Genomic DNA, 16,494 nt, shown 5'->3' with positions numbered 1-16,494 from the left:
GACTGGGCCGAGGTGCTGGCCGACGGGCTGCAGATCACGCTGGCCGGCACCGCGCCGTCCGAGGCCGAGCGCTTCCGCGCGCTGACGGCGGCGGGGACCGTGGTGGACCCGGATCGCGTGATCGACTCGATGGGCGTCGCCGATCCTGCCGCCCTGAAGGCGCCGGACTTCACGGTCGAGATCCTCCGCAACGGCGACGGCATTTCGCTGATCGGTCTCGTCCCCACCGCGACCGACCGCGAGGGTCTGGCAGCGAAACTCGCCGCAGTCGCCGGCGACGGCCAGGTAACGGACATGCTGGAAGCCGCAGACCATCCGGTGCCCGAAGGCTGGGCGGCGGCGCTCGATTTCGGGATCAAGGCGCTGGCCACGCTGCCGCGCTCGAAGGTCTCCATCTTCGCCGATCGCGTGGCGATTACCGCGATTTCCGACAGCGCGGCCGAGAAGGCGCGGATCGAATCGGACCTTAGCCGCGGTGCGCCGAGGGGCATTCGACTCATGCTCGACATCTCTGCCCCGCGGCCGGTCATCACGCCCTTCACGTTGCGTTTTCTCATCGACGACCGGGGTGCGCGTTTCGATGCGTGCTCGGCCGACAACGAGCGCGCGCGCGACCGCATCGTCGCGGCGGCGACCGAAGCGGGTGCCACCCGCAAGAACGCCTGCACCATCGGCCTCGGCGTGCCGACGCCCACGTGGGCCGACGCGGTAACGATGGGCCTCGCCGCGATGAAGGAACTCGGTGCCGGGTCGATCACCTTCTCGGATGCCGATATTTCGCTCATCGCGGCGGAGACCGTGTCCCAGGAGGTATTCGATCGCGTGGTGGGGGAACTCGAATCGAACCTGCCCGAGGTCTTTTCGCTTCACGCCGTGCTCACGCCCAGGCCCGCCGAGGAATCGGGCGCGCCGGTGGTGCCGGAATTCGTCGCGACACTTTCGCCCGAGGGAAAGCTCGAGATGCGCGGCCGGCTCGGCGACGCGCTCTCACGCGATGCGGTGGACAGCTTCGCCCGGGCGCGCTTCGGCTCCGCCTCCGTCCATGCGGCGACGCGCCTCGCCCCCGACATGCCCGCCGGCTGGCCGGTGCGGGTCCTCGCGGCGCTCGAGGCGCTGGCGGAACTCGACAGCGGCACCGCGCAGGTGCGCCCCGAGATCATCAGGGTCTCCGGCGTGACCGGCTCTTCCACGGCGTCCGACAACGTCGCCCGGATCCTGTCGAGCCGACTGGGCGAAGGGCTGAACTTCAAGCTCGATATCCGCTACGACGAGAAGCTCGATCCGCTTCTCGGCCTGCCGACGGATGAGGATTGCGTGGCCGGGATCAACGCGACCCTCGCCGAGCACAAGATCAACTTCGAACCCGGCTCGGCCCAGATCGCCCGCGATGCGGCAGGCACGCTCGACCGGATTGCCGAACAGATGAAGCAGTGCTCCGATTTCCCGATGGAGGTGGGCGGCCACACCGATGCCCAGGGCCGCGAGGAGATGAACCTCGACCTCAGCCAGAAGCGGGCCGAGGCGGTCATCGCCGCGCTGATGGAGCGGCGGGTCCTTACCGGCAACCTGACGGCCGCCGGCTACGGCGAAACGGTGCCCATCGGCGACAACGAGACCGAGGTGGGCCGCGAGGCCAACCGCCGGATCGAGTTCCGTCTGATCAAGCCGTTGGCGACCGCTGCCGCCCCGGACGCCGGGGCCGAGACGCCGGTCGTCGTCATGACGCCGGATGACGACACGCTAAGGCCGAAGCAGCGGCCCGACGGTTAGGACGCCCCGGCGATGCGCCCGCGCGAGGTCCCGATGCGGCCTGATCGGCGGGGCTTGACCGACGGAAAGCGAAGAGCCAAAGCAGGGCCATGAACAGAACCGAACTCATCATCGCCACGGCGATCATCCTCTTCGTGGCCTTCGGGCTCGGCTGGTTCGCCTGCTGGTTCGTCCATCGCCTCAACCGTGTGACGCAGGCAGAGATGGACGATCTGGAAAAGATGGCGCGCGACCTGCACGAGGCCGAGGAAACCCGCGATGCCGCGATCACCTTCCTCGAAAGCCGCGAGGCGGAACTGACGAATCGGCTCAACCAGTCGCAGGCGGAACTGCGGGCCGCGATGGACGGCCTGCGCGACGCAAGGGCCGAGGCCGAGGAACTGCGCGCCTATATCGAGCGGATGAACGCAGGTTGAGACGCCCGGCCTACCACCGAGCCAGCGCGTCCTCGTCGTCGTCCTTCGCCGCAACCCATGCCGCCCCGTCCGGGCCGATCTCCTTCTTCCAGAAGGGCGCCCTGGACTTCAGGTAGTCCATGAGGAACTCCGCCGCTTCGAAGGCCGCGACACGATGGCGCGCGGCCGTCGCAACCATCATGATCGGCTCGCCGGGCATGAGTGCCCCATGGCGGTGGACGACAAGGACATCCGCAAGGCTCCAGCGCGCCCGCGCCTCCTCCGCGATGGCGGCGATGGCCTTCTCGGTCATCCCGGGATAGTGCTCGATCTCCATCCGCGCGAGCTGTCCGCTGTCGTCACGGACGACGCCAAGAAAGGTGACGACGGCGCCCACGTCACGCCCGCCATCGCCGAAACCGGCGCATTCCGCGCCATAGTCGAACGGTTCGGCCTGGACGCGCACCTGCACCGCTCAGCCCCCCGTCATCGGCGGGAAGAAAGCGACCTCGCGCACGCCGTCAAGCGGCGCGGAGAAATCGGCGAGCTGCTGGTCGAGCGCAACCCGCAGGCTCCGCAGGTCGGCAAAGGCGGCGGCATAGCGGTCTTCGCGTGACGCCAGTTCCGCGACAAGCTCGGCCACGGTCGCGGCCGAGGTCTCGACCCGTTCGCGCGGCAGCCCGATGCGCTCGCGCACCCAGGCGAAGTAAAGTACGTCGATCATCTTTCGTCCTTGAGGAACGGCAGGGCCTTGCGGAAGTATTCCCACCCCGTGACGAATGTGAGGACGGCCGCGATCCAGATCAAGCCGAGCCCGACGAAGGTCGCATAGGAGGAGCAGCCGCGCACCCCGCAGGAGCGGATCGGGTCCGCGAGCCCGGCGGTGACGAGCTCGGCATATTCCTCGGGGGTGAGGCCCCGCCGCGCGATGCCTTCGAGATGCTCCAGCCCCGTGCCGAGAAAGAGGATGGCGATGGCAATCATCTGCGCCGTGGTCTTCCACTTGGCCAGCTTCGTCACCTTCAGCAAGCTGGCCCGGGCGCCAAGATACTCCCTGAGGCCGGAGACGAAGACCTCGCGGAAGAGGATAACGGTCGCGGGCAGGATCAGCCAGGGGTTCATCCCGGAATAGCCGGTCAGCACCATGATCGCGATGACGACCATCGCCTTGTCGGCGATCGGGTCGAGCATGGCGCCGAACTTGGATTCCTGCTTCCAGAGCCGTGCGAGGTAGCCGTCGAAATAGTCGGTGATCGCGGCGGAGACGAAGAGGACGAGCGCGAACCAGTCCGCCCAGGGCCGGTGGAAATAGAGAAACATCACCGCAACGCCGGGTGCGGCGAACAGGCGGAGGACCGTCAGCGTGTTCGGGATCGTCCATTTCATGCTGGCACCCTAGCGACTGGCAGCGGCAACTGGAAGGGGCGCGACCGACCGCTCAGCGCGCCGCCGCGAGCGCCCCGTCGAGGGCCGGCCAGAGTTCCTCCGGCGGTTCGCAGCCGATGGCAAGGCGCACGAAGCCGGCGGCTACCGCGTCGCCCCAGCGGTCGCGGCGTTCCGCCGAACTGTGGACGCCTCCGAAAGAGGTGGCGGGCCGGAGGAAGGGACAGGCCGCGATGAACGCCTCGGCCGCCTCGCCCGAGGCGAGTGTCAGCCCGATGAGGAACCCCGGCCGCTGCATCTGTCGCGCGGCGAGGTTGTGGGCGGGATCGCCGGGCAGGCCCGGGTAGCGAACGGTCTTTACGGACGGATGCGCGGCAAGCCGTTCCGCGACCATGCCGGCCGTTGCGCACATCCGGTCGAAGCGCAACTCCAGCGTCTCCAGGCTCCGGTGCAGGAGCCAGGCCTCGAACGGGCCGGGGATGGACCCGGAGAGCTTCCGCCACTCGCGCAGCGCCGCGATCAGCGCAGGATCGCGGCTGGCCGCATGGCCCAGCAAGAGGTCGGAATGCCCGCCCGGGGCCTTCGTGTCCGAAGCCACGACGATATCGGCGCCGAGGTCGAGCGGACGCTGGCCGAAGGGTGTCATGGTGGTGTTGTCGACGATGGTGAGGCCGCCCGCGGCGCGGACCTGGCGCGCCACATCGGCGATGTCGCAGAGGTCGAGGCCTGGGTTCGAGGGGCTCTCAACGAAAACCAGCCGGTAGCCCGCGAAGCCCCCCTCGGCGAAGCTGGCAGTGGGCCGCCGGTCGAATGTCACGCCGAGCTTGGCGAGGATCCGGTCGGCCAGAAGCCGGGTCGTGTAGTAGCCGTCCGATGGCAGCAGCACCCTGTCCCCGGCGGACAGGAGGGCGAAGAACGGCGCGGCGATAGCGGCCATGCCCGAGGGGAAAAGAACCGACTCGGCGCCTTCGAGATGGGTGAGCATCTCCTCGGTCGCCTCCCAGGTCGGGTTGTCGGACCGACCGTAACCCCGGTGGCCCGCCGGATCGCCGGGCAGGTGATACATCGATGCGAGCGTCAGCGGCGGCACCAGCGGATCGCCCTTTGACAATGTCCTGCCGCGCAGGTGGAGGAGTTCGGCCCGGGAGGGGCGGTTGTCGTCGGTCATGCCGGTTGTCGTCCTGTGCGGCAGGGGTCCCTGCCCCCGGAGGGAGAGCCTAACGGCGTCGAGGATCGCCGAAAAGGGGTGCCATGCTCAGCGCAGGAAGAACAGGATCGTCATGATCGCCCCGACCGCCGTCACGAAATGGCGCAAGAGGTCGGTCCTCGCGATCCGCCGGCTTTGTCGCGCGCCGACATAGCCGCCAAACGCCGCGCTCGCCGCCATGACCAGCGCCTGTTCCCAGGCGATCAGGCCGGCGGCGACGAAGGCGAGCGCCGACAGCAGCGACAGGACCGCCGACAGGACGTTCTTCAGCCCGTTCATGCCGTACAGGTTGGCATAGCCGATGAGGCCGAAAGCCGCGAGCAACATGATCCCGAGCCCGCCATTGAAGTATCCGCCATAGACCGACACGGCGAGGATCGCGAGGGCCGATGGCAGGCGACCGGCGGCATGGCCGCCCTGCCGGCGCAAGAGCCGGATCAGGCGAGGTCCGGCCGCAAACAGCACCGTCGCGAGAAGCAGGAGCCAGGGCACGATCCATAGGAACGTATCCCCCGGCGTCACGATCAGCAGCAGCGCGCCGAGAATGGCGCCGACCGCCGAGATCGCGAGGATCGCGCGCAGTCCGAGGCTGCCCTCGGGCTCCATGTCGTTCCTGAAGGCCCAGGCGCTGCTCAGATAGCCCGGCAGCGCGGTCAGCGTCGCGGTGGCATTGGCGCTGACCGGCGGGATGCCGACATGGATGAGCGCCGGCAGGGTCAGGAAGGTCCCGCCGCCCGCGACGGCGTTGAGCACGCCCGCCGCGAAGCCGGCACCGGCCAGAAGGAGAATCTCGAACATCCGCGCCTCATCCTTGTCCTGTTCTGGCCTCTCCTGGCACAGCGGTGTATTGGTCTGCAAATTGGTCTGGAAAGGGAACCCGATGACGAGGCTGAGCTTCGAAGCGGCCGAATCGCGGCTGCGCCGGCTTCTCGCCGAGCTGGCCCCCGACGCGGGAGACCGGCTGCCCGCCGAACGCATGCTCGCGATGCGCCTGGGATGCAGCCGCGAGACCTTGCGCAAGGGGCTTTCCACGCTGGAGCGCGAGGGCGAGATCTGGCGGCATGTCGGCCAGGGCACCTTTCGCGGCGCGCGACCGCGGCACCTGCCGGTCAGGGACATGCTCCTGGTCGAAGGGGCGACGCCGCCCGACCTGATGCGCGCGCGCATCCTTCTCGAACCGCAGGTCGCCGCCGAAGCGGCGCGCCGCGCCGATGCGCCGGACATCGCCCACCTGCGCGGCAGGCTTGCTGCCGGACGCCGTGCGCCCGACCTCGCGGCGTGCGAGCAGGCGGATGACGCCTTTCACCGGGCGGTCGCGGAGGTGTCGCGCAACCCGGTGCTGATCGGCCTGCTGACCTATCTGTCCGGCGCGCGCCGCCGCGCCGCCTGGCAGCGGGAATGGCACCGAACCTATCGCAGGATCGGCGCGGACGAATTCCGCACGATCCACAGCGACCAGCACCGGGATATCGTGGACCGGATCGCCGCCGCCGACGCCGCCGGGGCGGCCGAAAGGATGGCGGTCCATCTCAGGACGATCGAGGCCGCCATGTCGGGCGCGGGGTGACGTGACCTCCGGCGGGGCAATGGCGCGCGCGTCCTTATCCGCCCGCATGGAAGTAGTCGTAGACCGTCTGTGCCATCGTCGCCGAAATCCCGTCCACCGCCTTGAGGTCGTCGAGCCCGGCCCGGCTTACCGCCTTGGCCGAGCCGAAATGCTGTAGGAGCGCCCGCTTGCGCGCCGCGCCGATGCCGGGAACCTCGTCAAGGGGCGTGGCGCCGATGGACTTCGCGCGCTTCGCCCTATGCGCGCCGATGGCCCAGCGATGCGCCTCATCCCTCAGGCGCTGGATGAAGTAGAGGACCGGAGAGTTGTGCGGAAGGGCGAACGGCGGCTTGCCGGGGCGGTGGAACTCCTCCTTGCCGGCGTCGCGGTCGATGCCCTTGGCGACGCCGATGATCGGCACGTCCTCGACGCCCAGTTCCTCCATGATCTCCATCACCGCCGAGACCTGCCCGGCGCCGCCGTCGATCAGGATGAGGTCGGGCCAGGCCTCGCTGTCACGGTCGGGGTCTTCCTTCAGGAGGCGCTGGAACCGGCGCGTCAGCACCTCTTTCATCATGCCGAAATCGTCGCCGGGGGTCAGGTCCGTACCCTTGATGTTGAACTTGCGGTACTGGCTTTTGACAAAGCCCTCGGGCCCGGCGACGATCATCCCGCCGACGGCATGGGTGCCCATGATGTGCGAGTTGTCGTAGACCTCGATCCGGCGCGGCGGCGCGTCGAGGTCGAGGGCCTCGGCAAGCCCTTCCAGAAGCTTCGACTGCGCGGCGCTTTCGCTCATCTTGCGGCCAAGGCTCTCGCGGGCGTTGCGGGCGGCGTTCTCGACCAGTTCCGCCTTCTCGCCCCGCTGTGGCACCGCGATCTCCACCTTGCGGCCGGCCCGGTCGCTGAGAAGCTCGGTCATCAGGTCGGCATCCTCGATCGGGTGCGACAGGAGGATGAGGCGCGGCGGCGCCTTGTCGGCGTAGAACTGGCCGAGGAAGGCCTCCAGCACCTCGGGCGCCTCCGCGCCTGCCCCGGTCTTGGGGTAGAAGTCGCGGTTCCCCCAGCTCTGGTTGGCGCGGATGAAAAAGACCTGCACGCAGACCTGCCCCCCCTCCATGTGCAGCGCGACGACATCGGCCTCGGCCACGCCGCGCGGGTTGATGCCCTGGGCCGACTGCACCTGCGTCAGCGCCTTGATGCGATCGCGCAGGGCGGCGGCGCGCTCGAACTCCATCGCCTCGGAGGCCGCCGCCATGTCCTCGGCCAGCTTGGCCTGTACCTGCGTCGACTTGCCTCGCAGGAAGCGCTCCGCATCGGCGACCAGCGCGCGGTACTCGGCTTCGCTGACATGGCCCACGCAGGGCGCGCTGCACCGCTTGATCTGGTAGAGCAGGCAGGGCCGTGTGCGGCTGGCGAACATCGCGTCCGAACAGTTGCGGAGCAGAAACACCTTCTGCAACTGGTTCAGCGTCCGGTTGACCGCGCCGGCGCTGGCGAAGGGGCCGTAGTAGTCGCCCTTCTCCTTCTTCGCGCCGCGATGCTTCTTGATTTGCGGGAACGGGTGTTCCTTGGACACGAGGATGTTCGGGAAGGACTTGTCGTCGCGCAGCAGCACGTTGAAATAGGGCTTGAGCTGCTTGATGAGGTTTTGCTCCAGCAGCAGCGCCTCGGTCTCGGTCCGCGTCGTCAGGAACATCATCGCGTGGGTGGCATGAATCATCCGCGCAATCCGCGCCGAATGGCCCGAGGGTCGGGCGTAGTTCGATACCCGCGCTTTCAGGTTGCGCGCCTTGCCGACGTAGAGCACCCGCCCCTCGGGATCGAGCATGCGGTAGACCCCCGGTTGCGCGGTCAGGGTCTTGAGGTACGACTGGATGAGCGCGTGCCCCGAAAGCTTACCTTGCGTCATCTCGACCATCTCGAAACGCCCTCTTCCCGCGATCCCTGCATCGCCGCCGATTCCTGTCTTCGGCTGCAACCTTGCGTGGCCAAAGGCAAGTGAAATCCTGTCCACGGAAGATGTGGATAACTCTGTCGAAAAGAATTGGGCGCGGGGAAATTTTCCTTGTATTCGGCTGGCTTCGTTGAGTTGCCTAATTTTTAGGCAATCTGGCAACCAATTGAAAACGCGGCAATATTTTCCGACCTGCAGGCAAATCACTGAAACCATTGGGAGAATCGTCACGCATTTGTCACGGCCGCGTTACAAGTGGACAAGTCAAGCCCGGCCAAGCGTTTCGGGCCGGTTTTTCGCTAGTCCACACCCAAAATGTCGGGCGTCTTCCAGCCCAGATGCTGGCCCCCATCGACGCAGATCAATTGCCCGGTGACGGCGCGGGCATCGATCAGATAGCCAAGTGCCGCACAGATGTCCTCCGGGTCGGCGCCGCGCTCCAGGACCGAACTGGCACGCTGCCCATGGAAGTGTTCCGCGGTCTGTCGGGCGCCCGGAAGCGTCGTGCCCGGGCCGATGGCGTTGACGCGGATATGGGGGGCGAGTGCGCGGGCGGCGGTCTGGGTGAAGGCCCATAGACCCATCTTGGCCACGGTGTAGGACATGAATTCCGGCGTGAGCTTCAGCACCCGCTGGTCGAGCATGTTGACGACCAGCCCCTGCGCAAGCGCGGAGCCATCGGCCTGCCGCACGGCCTTCGGCGCCTGGGCCGCGAAGTCCTGCGTCAGCGCGACGGGGGCGCGAAGGTTCGATTCGATGTGCCGGTCCCAGCTCTCGCGGGTGCCGGTGCGGATCGTGTCGTACTCGAAGATGGAGGCGTTGTTGACCAGAAGGTCGATGGGCCCGCCGAGTGCTGCGGCCGCCCGGACGACGAGCGCGCGGCTCTCGGCCTCCTGCAGGAGATCGGCGCGCAACGTCTCGGCCCTGGCGCCGAGCGCGCGCGCTTCGGCGGCGGTGACTTCCGCATCCTCGGCCGAACTCGCGTAGTGGATGGCGACATCGATGCCGCGGCCCGCGAGGTGAAGCGCCATGGACCGGCCAAGCCGCCGCGCCGCGCCGGTGACCAGCGCGCGCCGCATCACGCCTTTCCGCCGCAGGGACAGGGTGTGGTGCCGATGCGAGGCCGGCCGCAGGCAGGGCAACGCGCCGCGCCAAGCCGCCGCCGACCGGGCCGGGGGAACCTCAGCCGTCCGAAGACCGCGAGCGCCGCGAGGAAAACGAGAAGGAGCGTGACCACCTTGACCATGTCAGACCCCGTAGCGCGCCCAGAGCGCGCGCTCCTCGATCTCGTCCATCGCCGCGCCGAGCAAGCGCCCGCCGAAGCGCTGCAGGAAGGGCTTCTTCACGCCATAGGGCACGAGCCGCACCTTGTCGCCGTAAAGCGCCTTCAGCTTCGGTACCATGTGGCCAAGCCCGTCGGCCAACCCCTGATCGACGGCCGCCTGGCCGACCCAGATATCCCCCGTGAAGAGGTCGCCGGAGGCGAGCCTTCCGCCGCGCCGGCTGCGCACCTGTGCCTTGAACGCCTCGTGGACGGGATCGAGAATCGCCATGAGACGCGCCACGTCTTCAGCCTTCTCGGGCCGGAACGGGTCGAGAAAGCTCTTGGACCGGCCGGCGGTGTGGACGCGGCGCTCGATCCCGTGGCGGGCGAGGAACTCCGGGAAGCCGAAGCCGGCCGAGATCACGCCGATGGAACCGACGACGGAGCTCGCATCGACCCAGATGTCGTCCGCGGCGGTGGCCAGCCAGTAGCCGCCCGATGCCGCCACATCCTCCACGAAGGCGTGGACCGGCAGCTTCTTCTCCTCGGCCAGCCGCCGAATCCGCGCGGCGATGAGCGCAGACTGCACCGGCGAACCACCTGGGGAATTGACGGCGAGCGCCACGGCGACGGGCCGGCCCTTGCGGAACGCCTTCTCGACCACCGGGGCGAGCGCCGCGTCGCTGAGCCCGCCGCTCATGCGACCGCCGGCGACGATCATCCCCTGCAGGCGCAGCACTGCGACACGGGGGGGAGACTTCAGGAAGGGGATGAACGCTGCCATGCCCCCGATGTAATCCGGGGGCGCGCGGGCGACAATAGCCCGCCCTTTCGCGGCCGGTCCCGGCGGGATAGGCTCCGGCCATGATCGACAAGCTTGAAATGTTCATCGCGCTCGCCAATGAACGCCACTTCGGCCGCGCGGCCGAGACCATGGGCGTGACGCAGCCGACGCTTTCTTCGGCCATCCGCCAGCTGGAGGAGCAGCTTGGCGTGCAGCTCGTGTTCCGCGGCTCGCGCTTCAAGGGACTGACGCCCGAGGGCCACCGTGTGCTCGACTGGGCGCTCCGGATCGTCGGGGATGCGCGCGCCCTGCGCGAGGAGATGCGGGCGCGGCGGCACGGGCTCTCGGGCAACCTCCGGATCGGCGTCATCCCGACGGCGCTGCCGATGATCGCGCGGCTCACCGCCCCCTTTCTCGCCGCCAATCCGAACGTCGATCTCACGCTCCTGTCGCGCACCTCAGTCGAGATCCTCGCTGGCATTGAGCGGCTGGACCTCGATGCCGGGATCACCTACCTCGAAAACGAGCCGCTGGGGCGCGTCGCGCGGGTTCCGCTCTACCGAGAGGGCTACTGTCTGCTCGTCGCCGAAGGCTCTGCCCTCGCCGGGCGCAACTCGGTCCCCTGGGCCGAGGTGGCGACCCTGCCGCTCTGCCTCCTGACCGGCGACATGCAGAACCGGCGGATCGTCAACCGCCACCTCGGCGAGGCCGGGGCCAGCGTGCGGGCGCGGGTGGAGGCGAACTCCTCGATCGCGCTCATCTCCCATGTGCGGACGGGTCAGTGGGTCGCCATCGTGGCCGCGACTCTTGCCGAGATGCACGGGGCGGGGGTGAAATCGATCCCGATCGTGGCGCCCGACGCGAGCCACCTTGTCGGGCTCATCGCCGACCCGCGTGAACCGCACCGGCCGGTCGTGGACGCGCTCCTCGACCAGGCACGCAAGCTGGCACGGAGCTGAGTGCGGTCAGCGCCCTGCGCCGCCGCCCCATTCGACGCCCTGCATTTCCCTGAGCCGGCTTGCCGTGCGCTCGAACTCGAAGGCGCCCTCGCCCTCGATGTAGAGCCGTTCGGGTTCGTCGGCCGCCGAGCAGATCAGCCGCACCTTCGCCTCGTAGAGCGCGTCGATGAGGGTGACGAAGCGTTTCGCCTCGTTATAGTTCTCGGCCGAGAGATGCGGAATGTCCTCGAGGATCAGCACCCGGAGCGCCGCGGCGATGGCAAGGTAGTCGGCCGGTCCGAGGGGGCGGCCGCACAGTTCCCAGAACGACACGCGGGCAACGCCGGCGTGATACTCCCGCAGGACCACCTCGCGCCCCTTGACCTGGAGGCTGAGCTGGCTGTCGGCCCCGCCGCCGGTCAGTTCCAGCCAGATACGCGAGATCGCCGCGCGCGCATCCGGACCGGCGGGCGTGAACCACACCTGCGCCCCCTGGAGCCGGTGCTGGCGGTAGTCCGTCTCGCTCTCCAGTTCGCGGACGACCATCCGCTCCTTCAGGAGCTGGATGAAGGGAAGAAAGAGCGGCCGGTTCAGCCCGTCCTTGTAGAGATCGTCGGGCACGCGGTTCGACGTGGTGACGACCGTCACGCCACGGTCGAAGAGCATCTGGAAGAGGCGGCCCACGATCATCGCGTCGGCGATGTCGGTGATCTGCATCTCGTCGAAGCTGAGCAGCCGGAGCTTGCCGGCGATGTCTTCGGCCACGGGCCGGATCGCGTCGTCGACCCCGGTCTTGCGGGCGGCGTGCAGGGCGGCCTGCACCTCCTGCATGAAGGCGTGGAAATGCACGCGGCGCTTGGCCTCGATCGCCACATGGCCGTGGAAGAGGTCCATCAGCATCGACTTGCCACGCCCGACCCCGCCCCAGAGGTAGAGGCCCCTCACGGGCTCAGGCGCCCTCGCGAAGAGGCCGCCGAGAAGTCCGCGCTTCTTCCCGTTAGCCTCTTCGAGACCGCCGCGAATGCGCTCGAGCTCCGGCAGGATCGCGCGCTGGGCGGCGTCCTGGCGGAGCCCCCCCTCGTGCGTCATCCGGTCGTAGATCTCGGTCAGCGTCTCGGCCATGCACGCCCGATAGCGCGGCGCGGGGGCGAGGAAAAGCCCGAGCCGACGGGCGGTCCGGAATTGTCGCGATCACAATTCTCGATTTGACGGCGCTTCCGGCCGGGGGCTATCTCGCCTGGTTCGAAAGGAGACCCCGGCATGTCCGCGCGCGCCCCCCTCTTCACCCCCGTGCTGATCGGCGGGTGTGTCATCATTATGCTGGGTTTCGCGATCCGCGCGAGTTTCGGTGTCTTCCAGATCCCGATCGCCGCCGAGTTCGGCTGGCCGCGCGCGGAGTTCTCGCTCGCCATCGCGGTCCAGAACCTTGCCTGGGGGATCGGCCAGCCGATCTTCGGCGCGCTCGCCGAGAGGTTCGGCGACCGCCGCGCGATCGTCGCAGGGGCGCTCTTCTATGCCGCCGGACTGGTCCTTTCGGCCTTCGCGGTGACGCCCGGCCAGATGCAGCTTCTGGAAATCCTCGTGGGATTCGGCATCGCCGGCACCGGTTTCGGCGTGATCCTCGCTGTCGTCGGCCGCGCGGCGAGCGCCGAGAACCGGTCGCTGGCGCTTGGCATCGCCACGGCGGCGGGGTCCGCGGGTCAGGTGTTCGGGGCGCCCGTGGCCGAGATCCTCCTGGGCCACTACGCCTGGCCGGCCGTCTTCATGATCTTCGCCGCCGTGATCCTGCTCAGCCTCTTCGCACTGCCGATGATGCGGGCGCCGGAACGGGCGAGCCGGGCGGAACTGGAAGAGTCGATGGGAGAGGTTCTGCTGAAGGCGTTCCGCGATCCGTCCTACATCCTCATCTTCCTCGGCTTCTTCTCCTGCGGCTACCAACTCGCCTTCATCACCGCGCATTTCCCGGCGATGGTGACCGAGATGTGCGGTGCGATCGCGCCGGGGGGCATGCTCGCGGCACTCGGGATCACGACGACCTCGGCCTTGGGTGCCATCGCGATCTCGGTCATAGGGATGGCGAACATCGTCGGCTCGATCACCGCGGGCTGGCTCGGCAAGCGATACACGAAGAAATACCTTCTCGCCGGCATCTACCTCGCGCGCACCGTGGTGGCGGCGGTCTTCATCCTGATGCCGATCACGCCCGCCTCCGTGCTCATCTTCTCGCTCCTCATGGGGGCGCTCTGGCTCGCCACGGTGCCGCTGACGAGCGGGCTTGTCGCGCATATCTACGGACTGCGCTACATGGGCACGCTCTACGGCATCGTCTTTCTCAGCCACCAGATCGGCGGCTTCCTCGGCGTGTGGCTCGGCGGGCGGATGTACGATATCTACGGCGACTACACGCTGGTCTGGTGGATCGGGGTCGGGGTCGGGGCCTTTTCGGCGATCGTCCATCTGCCGATCCGCGAGCACCGCATGGGGGCCGCGCTGCCGGCCTGAAGCGACGGCGGCGGATTCACCACCGCCGCGGCCCCGACGCATGTGGGCCAGGCCGCAAGGGATCAGGCCCCGCGCGCGACCCCGAGGATGTAGCGCGCCGTCATCAGGTCGAGATGCGCGCCGCCGCCGTTCTTGCAGAGCGTGATCTCGTCGTCTGACCGGCGCGCGAAGGCGCTCGAGGCAAGGTCGTAGTAGTCCGCGACGATGTCCGCCTCGGTGATCGCGCCTTCGGCCAGCGGGGTGATGAACTCGCCGATGTGGTGGACCGTGGTCGCGCGGGAATCGCAGAAGACCCGGGCGCGGCGGAAGCAGTCGCTGTCGGCCTCGCGCATGTCGGGCCGGTAGGCGCCGATGAGGTCGAGGTGGGTGCCGGGCCTGAGCCATGCGCCCCTGATGAGGGGTTCGGTCGCCATCGTCGCGCTGGTGACGATGTCGGCGGCGCCGACGGCGGCGGCGAGGTCGGCCACGGGCGTCGCGCCGGTTGCCTCGGCAAAGGTCCGCGCGGCGTCGGGGTTGCGCGCCCAGACGCTGAAGCGGGCGCCCGGAAAGCCTGCCGAATACGCCTCCACCAGGGAATGCGCCACGGCGCCGGCGCCGACGATCAGGATGGCGCGCGCGTCCTTGCGCGCGAGCCGACGGGCGGCAAGCAGGCTGTCGCCGGCCGTCTTCCACTTGGTCACGAGCCGGAAGTCCACGAGCGCCTCCAGTTCGCCCGAGGCGTCGGACAGCAGGTTCACCGCGCCGCTGATCGCAGGGAGGCCACGGCGCACGTTGCCCGGAAAGATCGAGGCCGCCTTGACCGCGAGCCCGAGCCCGTCGATCCAGGCGGAGCGGGTAAGCAGCGTGTCCGCCCCCCGGCGCAGGATGGTGTCGGCAACCTCCGCGCGGGGCAGGCGGTGGCCGGCCTCGATAGCCTCGGTCAGGGCGATCCAGTCGAGCCTGCCCTCGACCTCGGGACCGACGATCTCGATCGTCATGCCGCTTCCTCCCGCGTCAGGAACCCCTCCGCCACCAGCCTTGCCGCCAGCCCGGCAGGGCCGTCGAAATGATGCGTCGCCCAGCCGCGCGCAACGGCGACCGCGATGTTGTCGGCCCGGTCGTCGGTGAAGAGAAGCTCGGGCCCGGTGCGGCCGGTTCCGGCCTCGACGGCGGCGTAGATCGCGGGGTCGGGCTTGGTCATGCGCAGCCGGCCGGAGACGAAGGCCCGGTCGAATTCGCCGAGGAACGGGTAATGGCGCTCGGCGAAGGCGAAGGTATCGTCCCCGAAGTTCGTCAGCGCGAAGACCGGGACGCCCCTGGCCTTCAGGGCCTGCAGGAGCCGCACCGAATGCGGGATGGCGGGCGAGGCCATGTCGATCCAGTTGTCGTGCCAGAGCCGGATCTCCGCCTCCCACGCGGGGTAGCGGGCGGCGGTGGCATAGATCGTCTCGCGGAAGGGGGCGCCTCGGTCCACCGCCTCGTTCATCCCGTGGAGGTCGACCTCGGCGAACATCCTCGTGCGGGCCTCGCGGCCGATGGCGTGGTCATAGAATTGTTCCGGCTGCCATTCGATCAGCACATTGCCGATGTCGAAGACGACCGCCCGTTCTTCTGCCATGCCTGCCATCCCCTTGGTCCGAGCCAACCTAGCGGGTGCGCCGGGAAAGGAAACCCCCGATCAACGCCGCGCGCGCGGGCCCTCGGTCTCGAGGCCGCGGCGCGTCTCGCGCCAGATGAGATAGAGCCCGCCAGCGAGGATGAGGGCGATCCCCGTCCAGGAGACCGGGTCGGGCCAGTCGCCAAAGACGACGACGCCCCAGAAGACGGCAAGCGGCATGGCGGTGTACTCGAAAGGGGCGGCAAGGGCGGCCTCGCAGAGCCGGTAGCCCTGCGCGACGAGGAGCGAGCCGATCGCCGCCGAGACGCCGAGCATGGCGAGGATCGGCCAGTCGCCCGGCTCGGGCCAGATCCAGGCGCGCAGGAGGAAGTCGAGCGAGGCATCGCCGGTGCCCGCGTAACGCCCGTGGCCCACGCCGAGACCCATCGCCGCCGAGACCGCGACGAAGGTGATCTGGATGTAGAAGGCGAGCGTGACCGCGCTTTCCGTGCCGCCGAGCCGGCGGGTGAGGATGTTGACCATCGCATAGGCCACCGCGCCGAGGAGCGGCAGGATCGCCACCGGGCGGAACGCCTCCGTTCCCGGCCGGAGGATGACCAAGACGCCGAGAAGGCCGATGCCGACGGCGAGCCAGCGGCGCGGGCCCACCATTTCCCCGAGGAGGAGTACGGACAGGGCGGTGATCAGCAGGGGGCTCACGAAGGAGATCGCGACGGCCTCGGCCAGGGGCATCGCGGCCAGCGCGACGAAGAAGAGCATGTTGGCGAGGACGACGAAGACCCCGCGCAGGAGATGCACGCGCAGCCGACGCGTCCTGAGCCCACTGAAGCCGCCCTGCAGCGGCATCACGAAGGCGAGCAGGACCGTCAGGGCGATGAGCGTGCGGATCAGGACGACCTGGTGGAGCGCATAGGCGCCGCTCAGGAACTTGATTCCCATGTCGTTGAGCGAAAAGAACAGCATTCCGCCCACGATGCAGAGCACACCGATGATCCGGGTTCGCGCCTCGGCATTGGTCGGGTCGAGCGTTGTCATGCCTTGGCTCTGCCAGCCCGGTCGAGGCCCGTCTGTCCCGCCCGCGACATCGCGGCAAGCGAAGTGCCGTCGGCAGCCCGTTACCGCGCCGCCGCTCGAAGCGCCCGGTCGAGCGC

17 protein-coding genes are annotated in these 16,494 nt (G+C 68.7%); 5 read left to right on the top strand and 12 right to left on the bottom strand.

The window, feature by feature from the left end:
- On the top strand, window positions 1–1,770 hold a 1,770-nt coding region (locus tag F9K34_RS11320), incomplete at its 5' end, for an OmpA family protein (protein ID WP_291337073.1).
- A gap of 89 nt (window positions 1,771–1,859) precedes the next feature.
- Window positions 1,860–2,186, top strand: coding sequence for a hypothetical protein (locus F9K34_RS11315; RefSeq protein WP_291337072.1), 327 nt, complete (start codon window positions 1,860–1,862; stop codon window positions 2,184–2,186).
- A gap of 10 nt (window positions 2,187–2,196) precedes the next feature.
- Here F9K34_RS11315 and F9K34_RS11310 read toward each other — a convergent pair whose 3' ends face one another.
- The 5 genes from F9K34_RS11310 to F9K34_RS11290 all read right to left on the bottom strand — a co-directional run bounded on the left by F9K34_RS11310 (window position 2,197) and on the right by F9K34_RS11290 (window position 5,553).
- Complete coding sequence (locus F9K34_RS11310) at window positions 2,197–2,637, bottom strand: molybdenum cofactor biosynthesis protein MoaE (RefSeq protein ID WP_291337071.1); 441 nt, start codon at window positions 2,635–2,637, stop codon at window positions 2,197–2,199.
- 3 nt (window positions 2,638–2,640) lie between these two features.
- Complete coding sequence (gene moaD, locus F9K34_RS11305; protein WP_291337070.1) at window positions 2,641–2,889, bottom strand: molybdopterin converting factor subunit 1; 249 nt, start codon at window positions 2,887–2,889, stop codon at window positions 2,641–2,643.
- A complete protein-coding gene (pgsA, locus tag F9K34_RS11300; RefSeq protein WP_291337069.1) occupies window positions 2,886–3,551 on the bottom strand; it encodes a CDP-diacylglycerol--glycerol-3-phosphate 3-phosphatidyltransferase in 666 nt (221 codons plus the stop codon). Before pgsA ends, moaD begins: the two co-directional genes overlap by 4 nt.
- A 52-nt stretch (window positions 3,552–3,603) precedes the next feature.
- The gene (locus F9K34_RS11295) at window positions 3,604–4,716 is read right to left on the bottom strand and encodes a cystathionine gamma-lyase (protein ID WP_291337068.1); all 1,113 of its coding nucleotides are present in this window, start codon (window positions 4,714–4,716) and stop codon (window positions 3,604–3,606) included.
- Window positions 4,717–4,803: 87 nt separating this feature from the next.
- Window positions 4,804–5,553, bottom strand: coding sequence for a sulfite exporter TauE/SafE family protein (locus tag F9K34_RS11290; protein ID WP_291337067.1), 750 nt, complete (start codon window positions 5,551–5,553; stop codon window positions 4,804–4,806).
- 82 nt (window positions 5,554–5,635) lie between these two features.
- On the opposite strand from F9K34_RS11290, the gene F9K34_RS11285 reads away from it, so the two are divergent.
- Complete coding sequence (locus F9K34_RS11285) at window positions 5,636–6,322, top strand: FadR/GntR family transcriptional regulator (protein WP_291337066.1); 687 nt, start codon at window positions 5,636–5,638, stop codon at window positions 6,320–6,322.
- Window positions 6,323–6,356: 34 nt separating this feature from the next.
- Here F9K34_RS11285 and uvrC read toward each other — a convergent pair whose 3' ends face one another.
- The 3 genes from uvrC to F9K34_RS11270 form a co-directional block, all read right to left on the bottom strand.
- On the bottom strand, window positions 6,357–8,213 hold the full coding sequence (uvrC, locus tag F9K34_RS11280) for an excinuclease ABC subunit UvrC (RefSeq protein ID WP_436405737.1): 1,857 nt from the start codon (window positions 8,211–8,213) through the stop codon (window positions 6,357–6,359).
- A 344-nt stretch (window positions 8,214–8,557) separates the two neighbouring features.
- Entirely contained in the window at window positions 8,558–9,337 is a 780-nt protein-coding gene (locus F9K34_RS11275) for an SDR family oxidoreductase (RefSeq protein ID WP_291337065.1), read from the bottom strand.
- 168 nt (window positions 9,338–9,505) lie between these two features.
- A complete protein-coding gene (locus F9K34_RS11270) occupies window positions 9,506–10,306 on the bottom strand; it encodes a S49 family peptidase (protein WP_291337064.1) in 801 nt (266 codons plus the stop codon).
- 80 nt (window positions 10,307–10,386) lie between these two features.
- Here F9K34_RS11270 and F9K34_RS11265 point away from each other — a divergent pair, with 80 nt between their 5' ends.
- On the top strand, window positions 10,387–11,265 hold the full coding sequence (locus F9K34_RS11265) for a LysR family transcriptional regulator (RefSeq protein WP_291337063.1): 879 nt from the start codon (window positions 10,387–10,389) through the stop codon (window positions 11,263–11,265).
- A 6-nt stretch (window positions 11,266–11,271) separates the two neighbouring features.
- Here the strand turns inward: F9K34_RS11265 and zapE are convergent, their stop codons facing one another.
- Entirely contained in the window at window positions 11,272–12,366 is a 1,095-nt protein-coding gene (zapE, locus tag F9K34_RS11260; RefSeq protein ID WP_291337062.1) for a cell division protein ZapE, read from the bottom strand.
- A gap of 138 nt (window positions 12,367–12,504) precedes the next feature.
- Here zapE and F9K34_RS11255 point away from each other — a divergent pair, with 138 nt between their 5' ends.
- Complete coding sequence (locus tag F9K34_RS11255) at window positions 12,505–13,746, top strand: MFS transporter (protein ID WP_291337061.1); 1,242 nt, start codon at window positions 12,505–12,507, stop codon at window positions 13,744–13,746.
- Window positions 13,747–13,808: 62 nt separating this feature from the next.
- On the opposite strand, the gene F9K34_RS11250 is transcribed toward F9K34_RS11255, so the two are convergent.
- Genes F9K34_RS11250 through F9K34_RS11240 form a run of 3 tightly spaced genes read right to left on the bottom strand, consistent with a single transcriptional unit; the run spans window position 13,809 to window position 16,378 of the window.
- The gene (locus F9K34_RS11250) at window positions 13,809–14,723 is read right to left on the bottom strand and encodes an ornithine cyclodeaminase family protein (RefSeq protein ID WP_291337060.1); all 915 of its coding nucleotides are present in this window, start codon (window positions 14,721–14,723) and stop codon (window positions 13,809–13,811) included.
- Window positions 14,720–15,352: an HAD family hydrolase gene (locus F9K34_RS11245; protein ID WP_436405736.1), complete on the bottom strand. Its 633-nt coding sequence runs from the start codon at window positions 15,350–15,352 to the stop codon at window positions 14,720–14,722. The genes F9K34_RS11250 and F9K34_RS11245 overlap by 4 nt, the downstream gene beginning before the upstream one ends.
- Window positions 15,353–15,403: 51 nt before the next feature.
- Window positions 15,404–16,378, bottom strand: coding sequence for a DMT family transporter (locus F9K34_RS11240; RefSeq protein ID WP_291337058.1), 975 nt, complete (start codon window positions 16,376–16,378; stop codon window positions 15,404–15,406).
- Between the last annotated feature and the right edge of the window lie 116 nt (window positions 16,379–16,494).

The sequence above is a fragment of the Albidovulum sp. genome (genome assembly GCF_008933605.1).
Classification (GTDB): Bacteria; Pseudomonadota; Alphaproteobacteria; order Rhodobacterales; family Rhodobacteraceae; genus Albidovulum.
Note: the sequence above shows the minus strand (reverse complement) of the source record. Positions and strands in the feature narration are given on the sequence as shown.

Coding starts and splice junctions, on each gene's coding strand:
- F9K34_RS11290 (WP_291337067.1), bottom strand. CDS start 5,553: ATGTTCGAGATTCTCCTTCTGGCCGGTGCCGGCTTCGCGGCGGGCGTG.
- F9K34_RS11245 (WP_436405736.1), bottom strand. CDS start 15,352: ATGGCAGGCATGGCAGAAGAACGGGCGGTCGTCTTCGACATCGGCAAT.
- uvrC (WP_436405737.1), bottom strand. CDS start 8,213: ATGACGCAAGGTAAGCTTTCGGGGCACGCGCTCATCCAGTCGTACCTC.
- F9K34_RS11255 (WP_291337061.1), top strand. CDS start 12,505: ATGTCCGCGCGCGCCCCCCTCTTCACCCCCGTGCTGATCGGCGGGTGT.
- F9K34_RS11270 (WP_291337064.1), bottom strand. CDS start 10,306: ATGGCAGCGTTCATCCCCTTCCTGAAGTCTCCCCCCCGTGTCGCAGTG.
- F9K34_RS11250 (WP_291337060.1), bottom strand. CDS start 14,723: ATGACGATCGAGATCGTCGGTCCCGAGGTCGAGGGCAGGCTCGACTGG.
- F9K34_RS11295 (WP_291337068.1), bottom strand. CDS start 4,716: ATGACCGACGACAACCGCCCCTCCCGGGCCGAACTCCTCCACCTGCGC.
- pgsA (WP_291337069.1), bottom strand. CDS start 3,551: ATGAAATGGACGATCCCGAACACGCTGACGGTCCTCCGCCTGTTCGCC.
- F9K34_RS11275 (WP_291337065.1), bottom strand. CDS start 9,337: ATGCGGCGCGCGCTGGTCACCGGCGCGGCGCGGCGGCTTGGCCGGTCC.
- F9K34_RS11315 (WP_291337072.1), top strand. CDS start 1,860: ATGAACAGAACCGAACTCATCATCGCCACGGCGATCATCCTCTTCGTG.
- F9K34_RS11285 (WP_291337066.1), top strand. CDS start 5,636: ATGACGAGGCTGAGCTTCGAAGCGGCCGAATCGCGGCTGCGCCGGCTT.
- moaD (WP_291337070.1), bottom strand. CDS start 2,889: ATGATCGACGTACTTTACTTCGCCTGGGTGCGCGAGCGCATCGGGCTG.
- F9K34_RS11240 (WP_291337058.1), bottom strand. CDS start 16,378: ATGACAACGCTCGACCCGACCAATGCCGAGGCGCGAACCCGGATCATC.
- zapE (WP_291337062.1), bottom strand. CDS start 12,366: ATGGCCGAGACGCTGACCGAGATCTACGACCGGATGACGCACGAGGGG.
- F9K34_RS11265 (WP_291337063.1), top strand. CDS start 10,387: ATGATCGACAAGCTTGAAATGTTCATCGCGCTCGCCAATGAACGCCAC.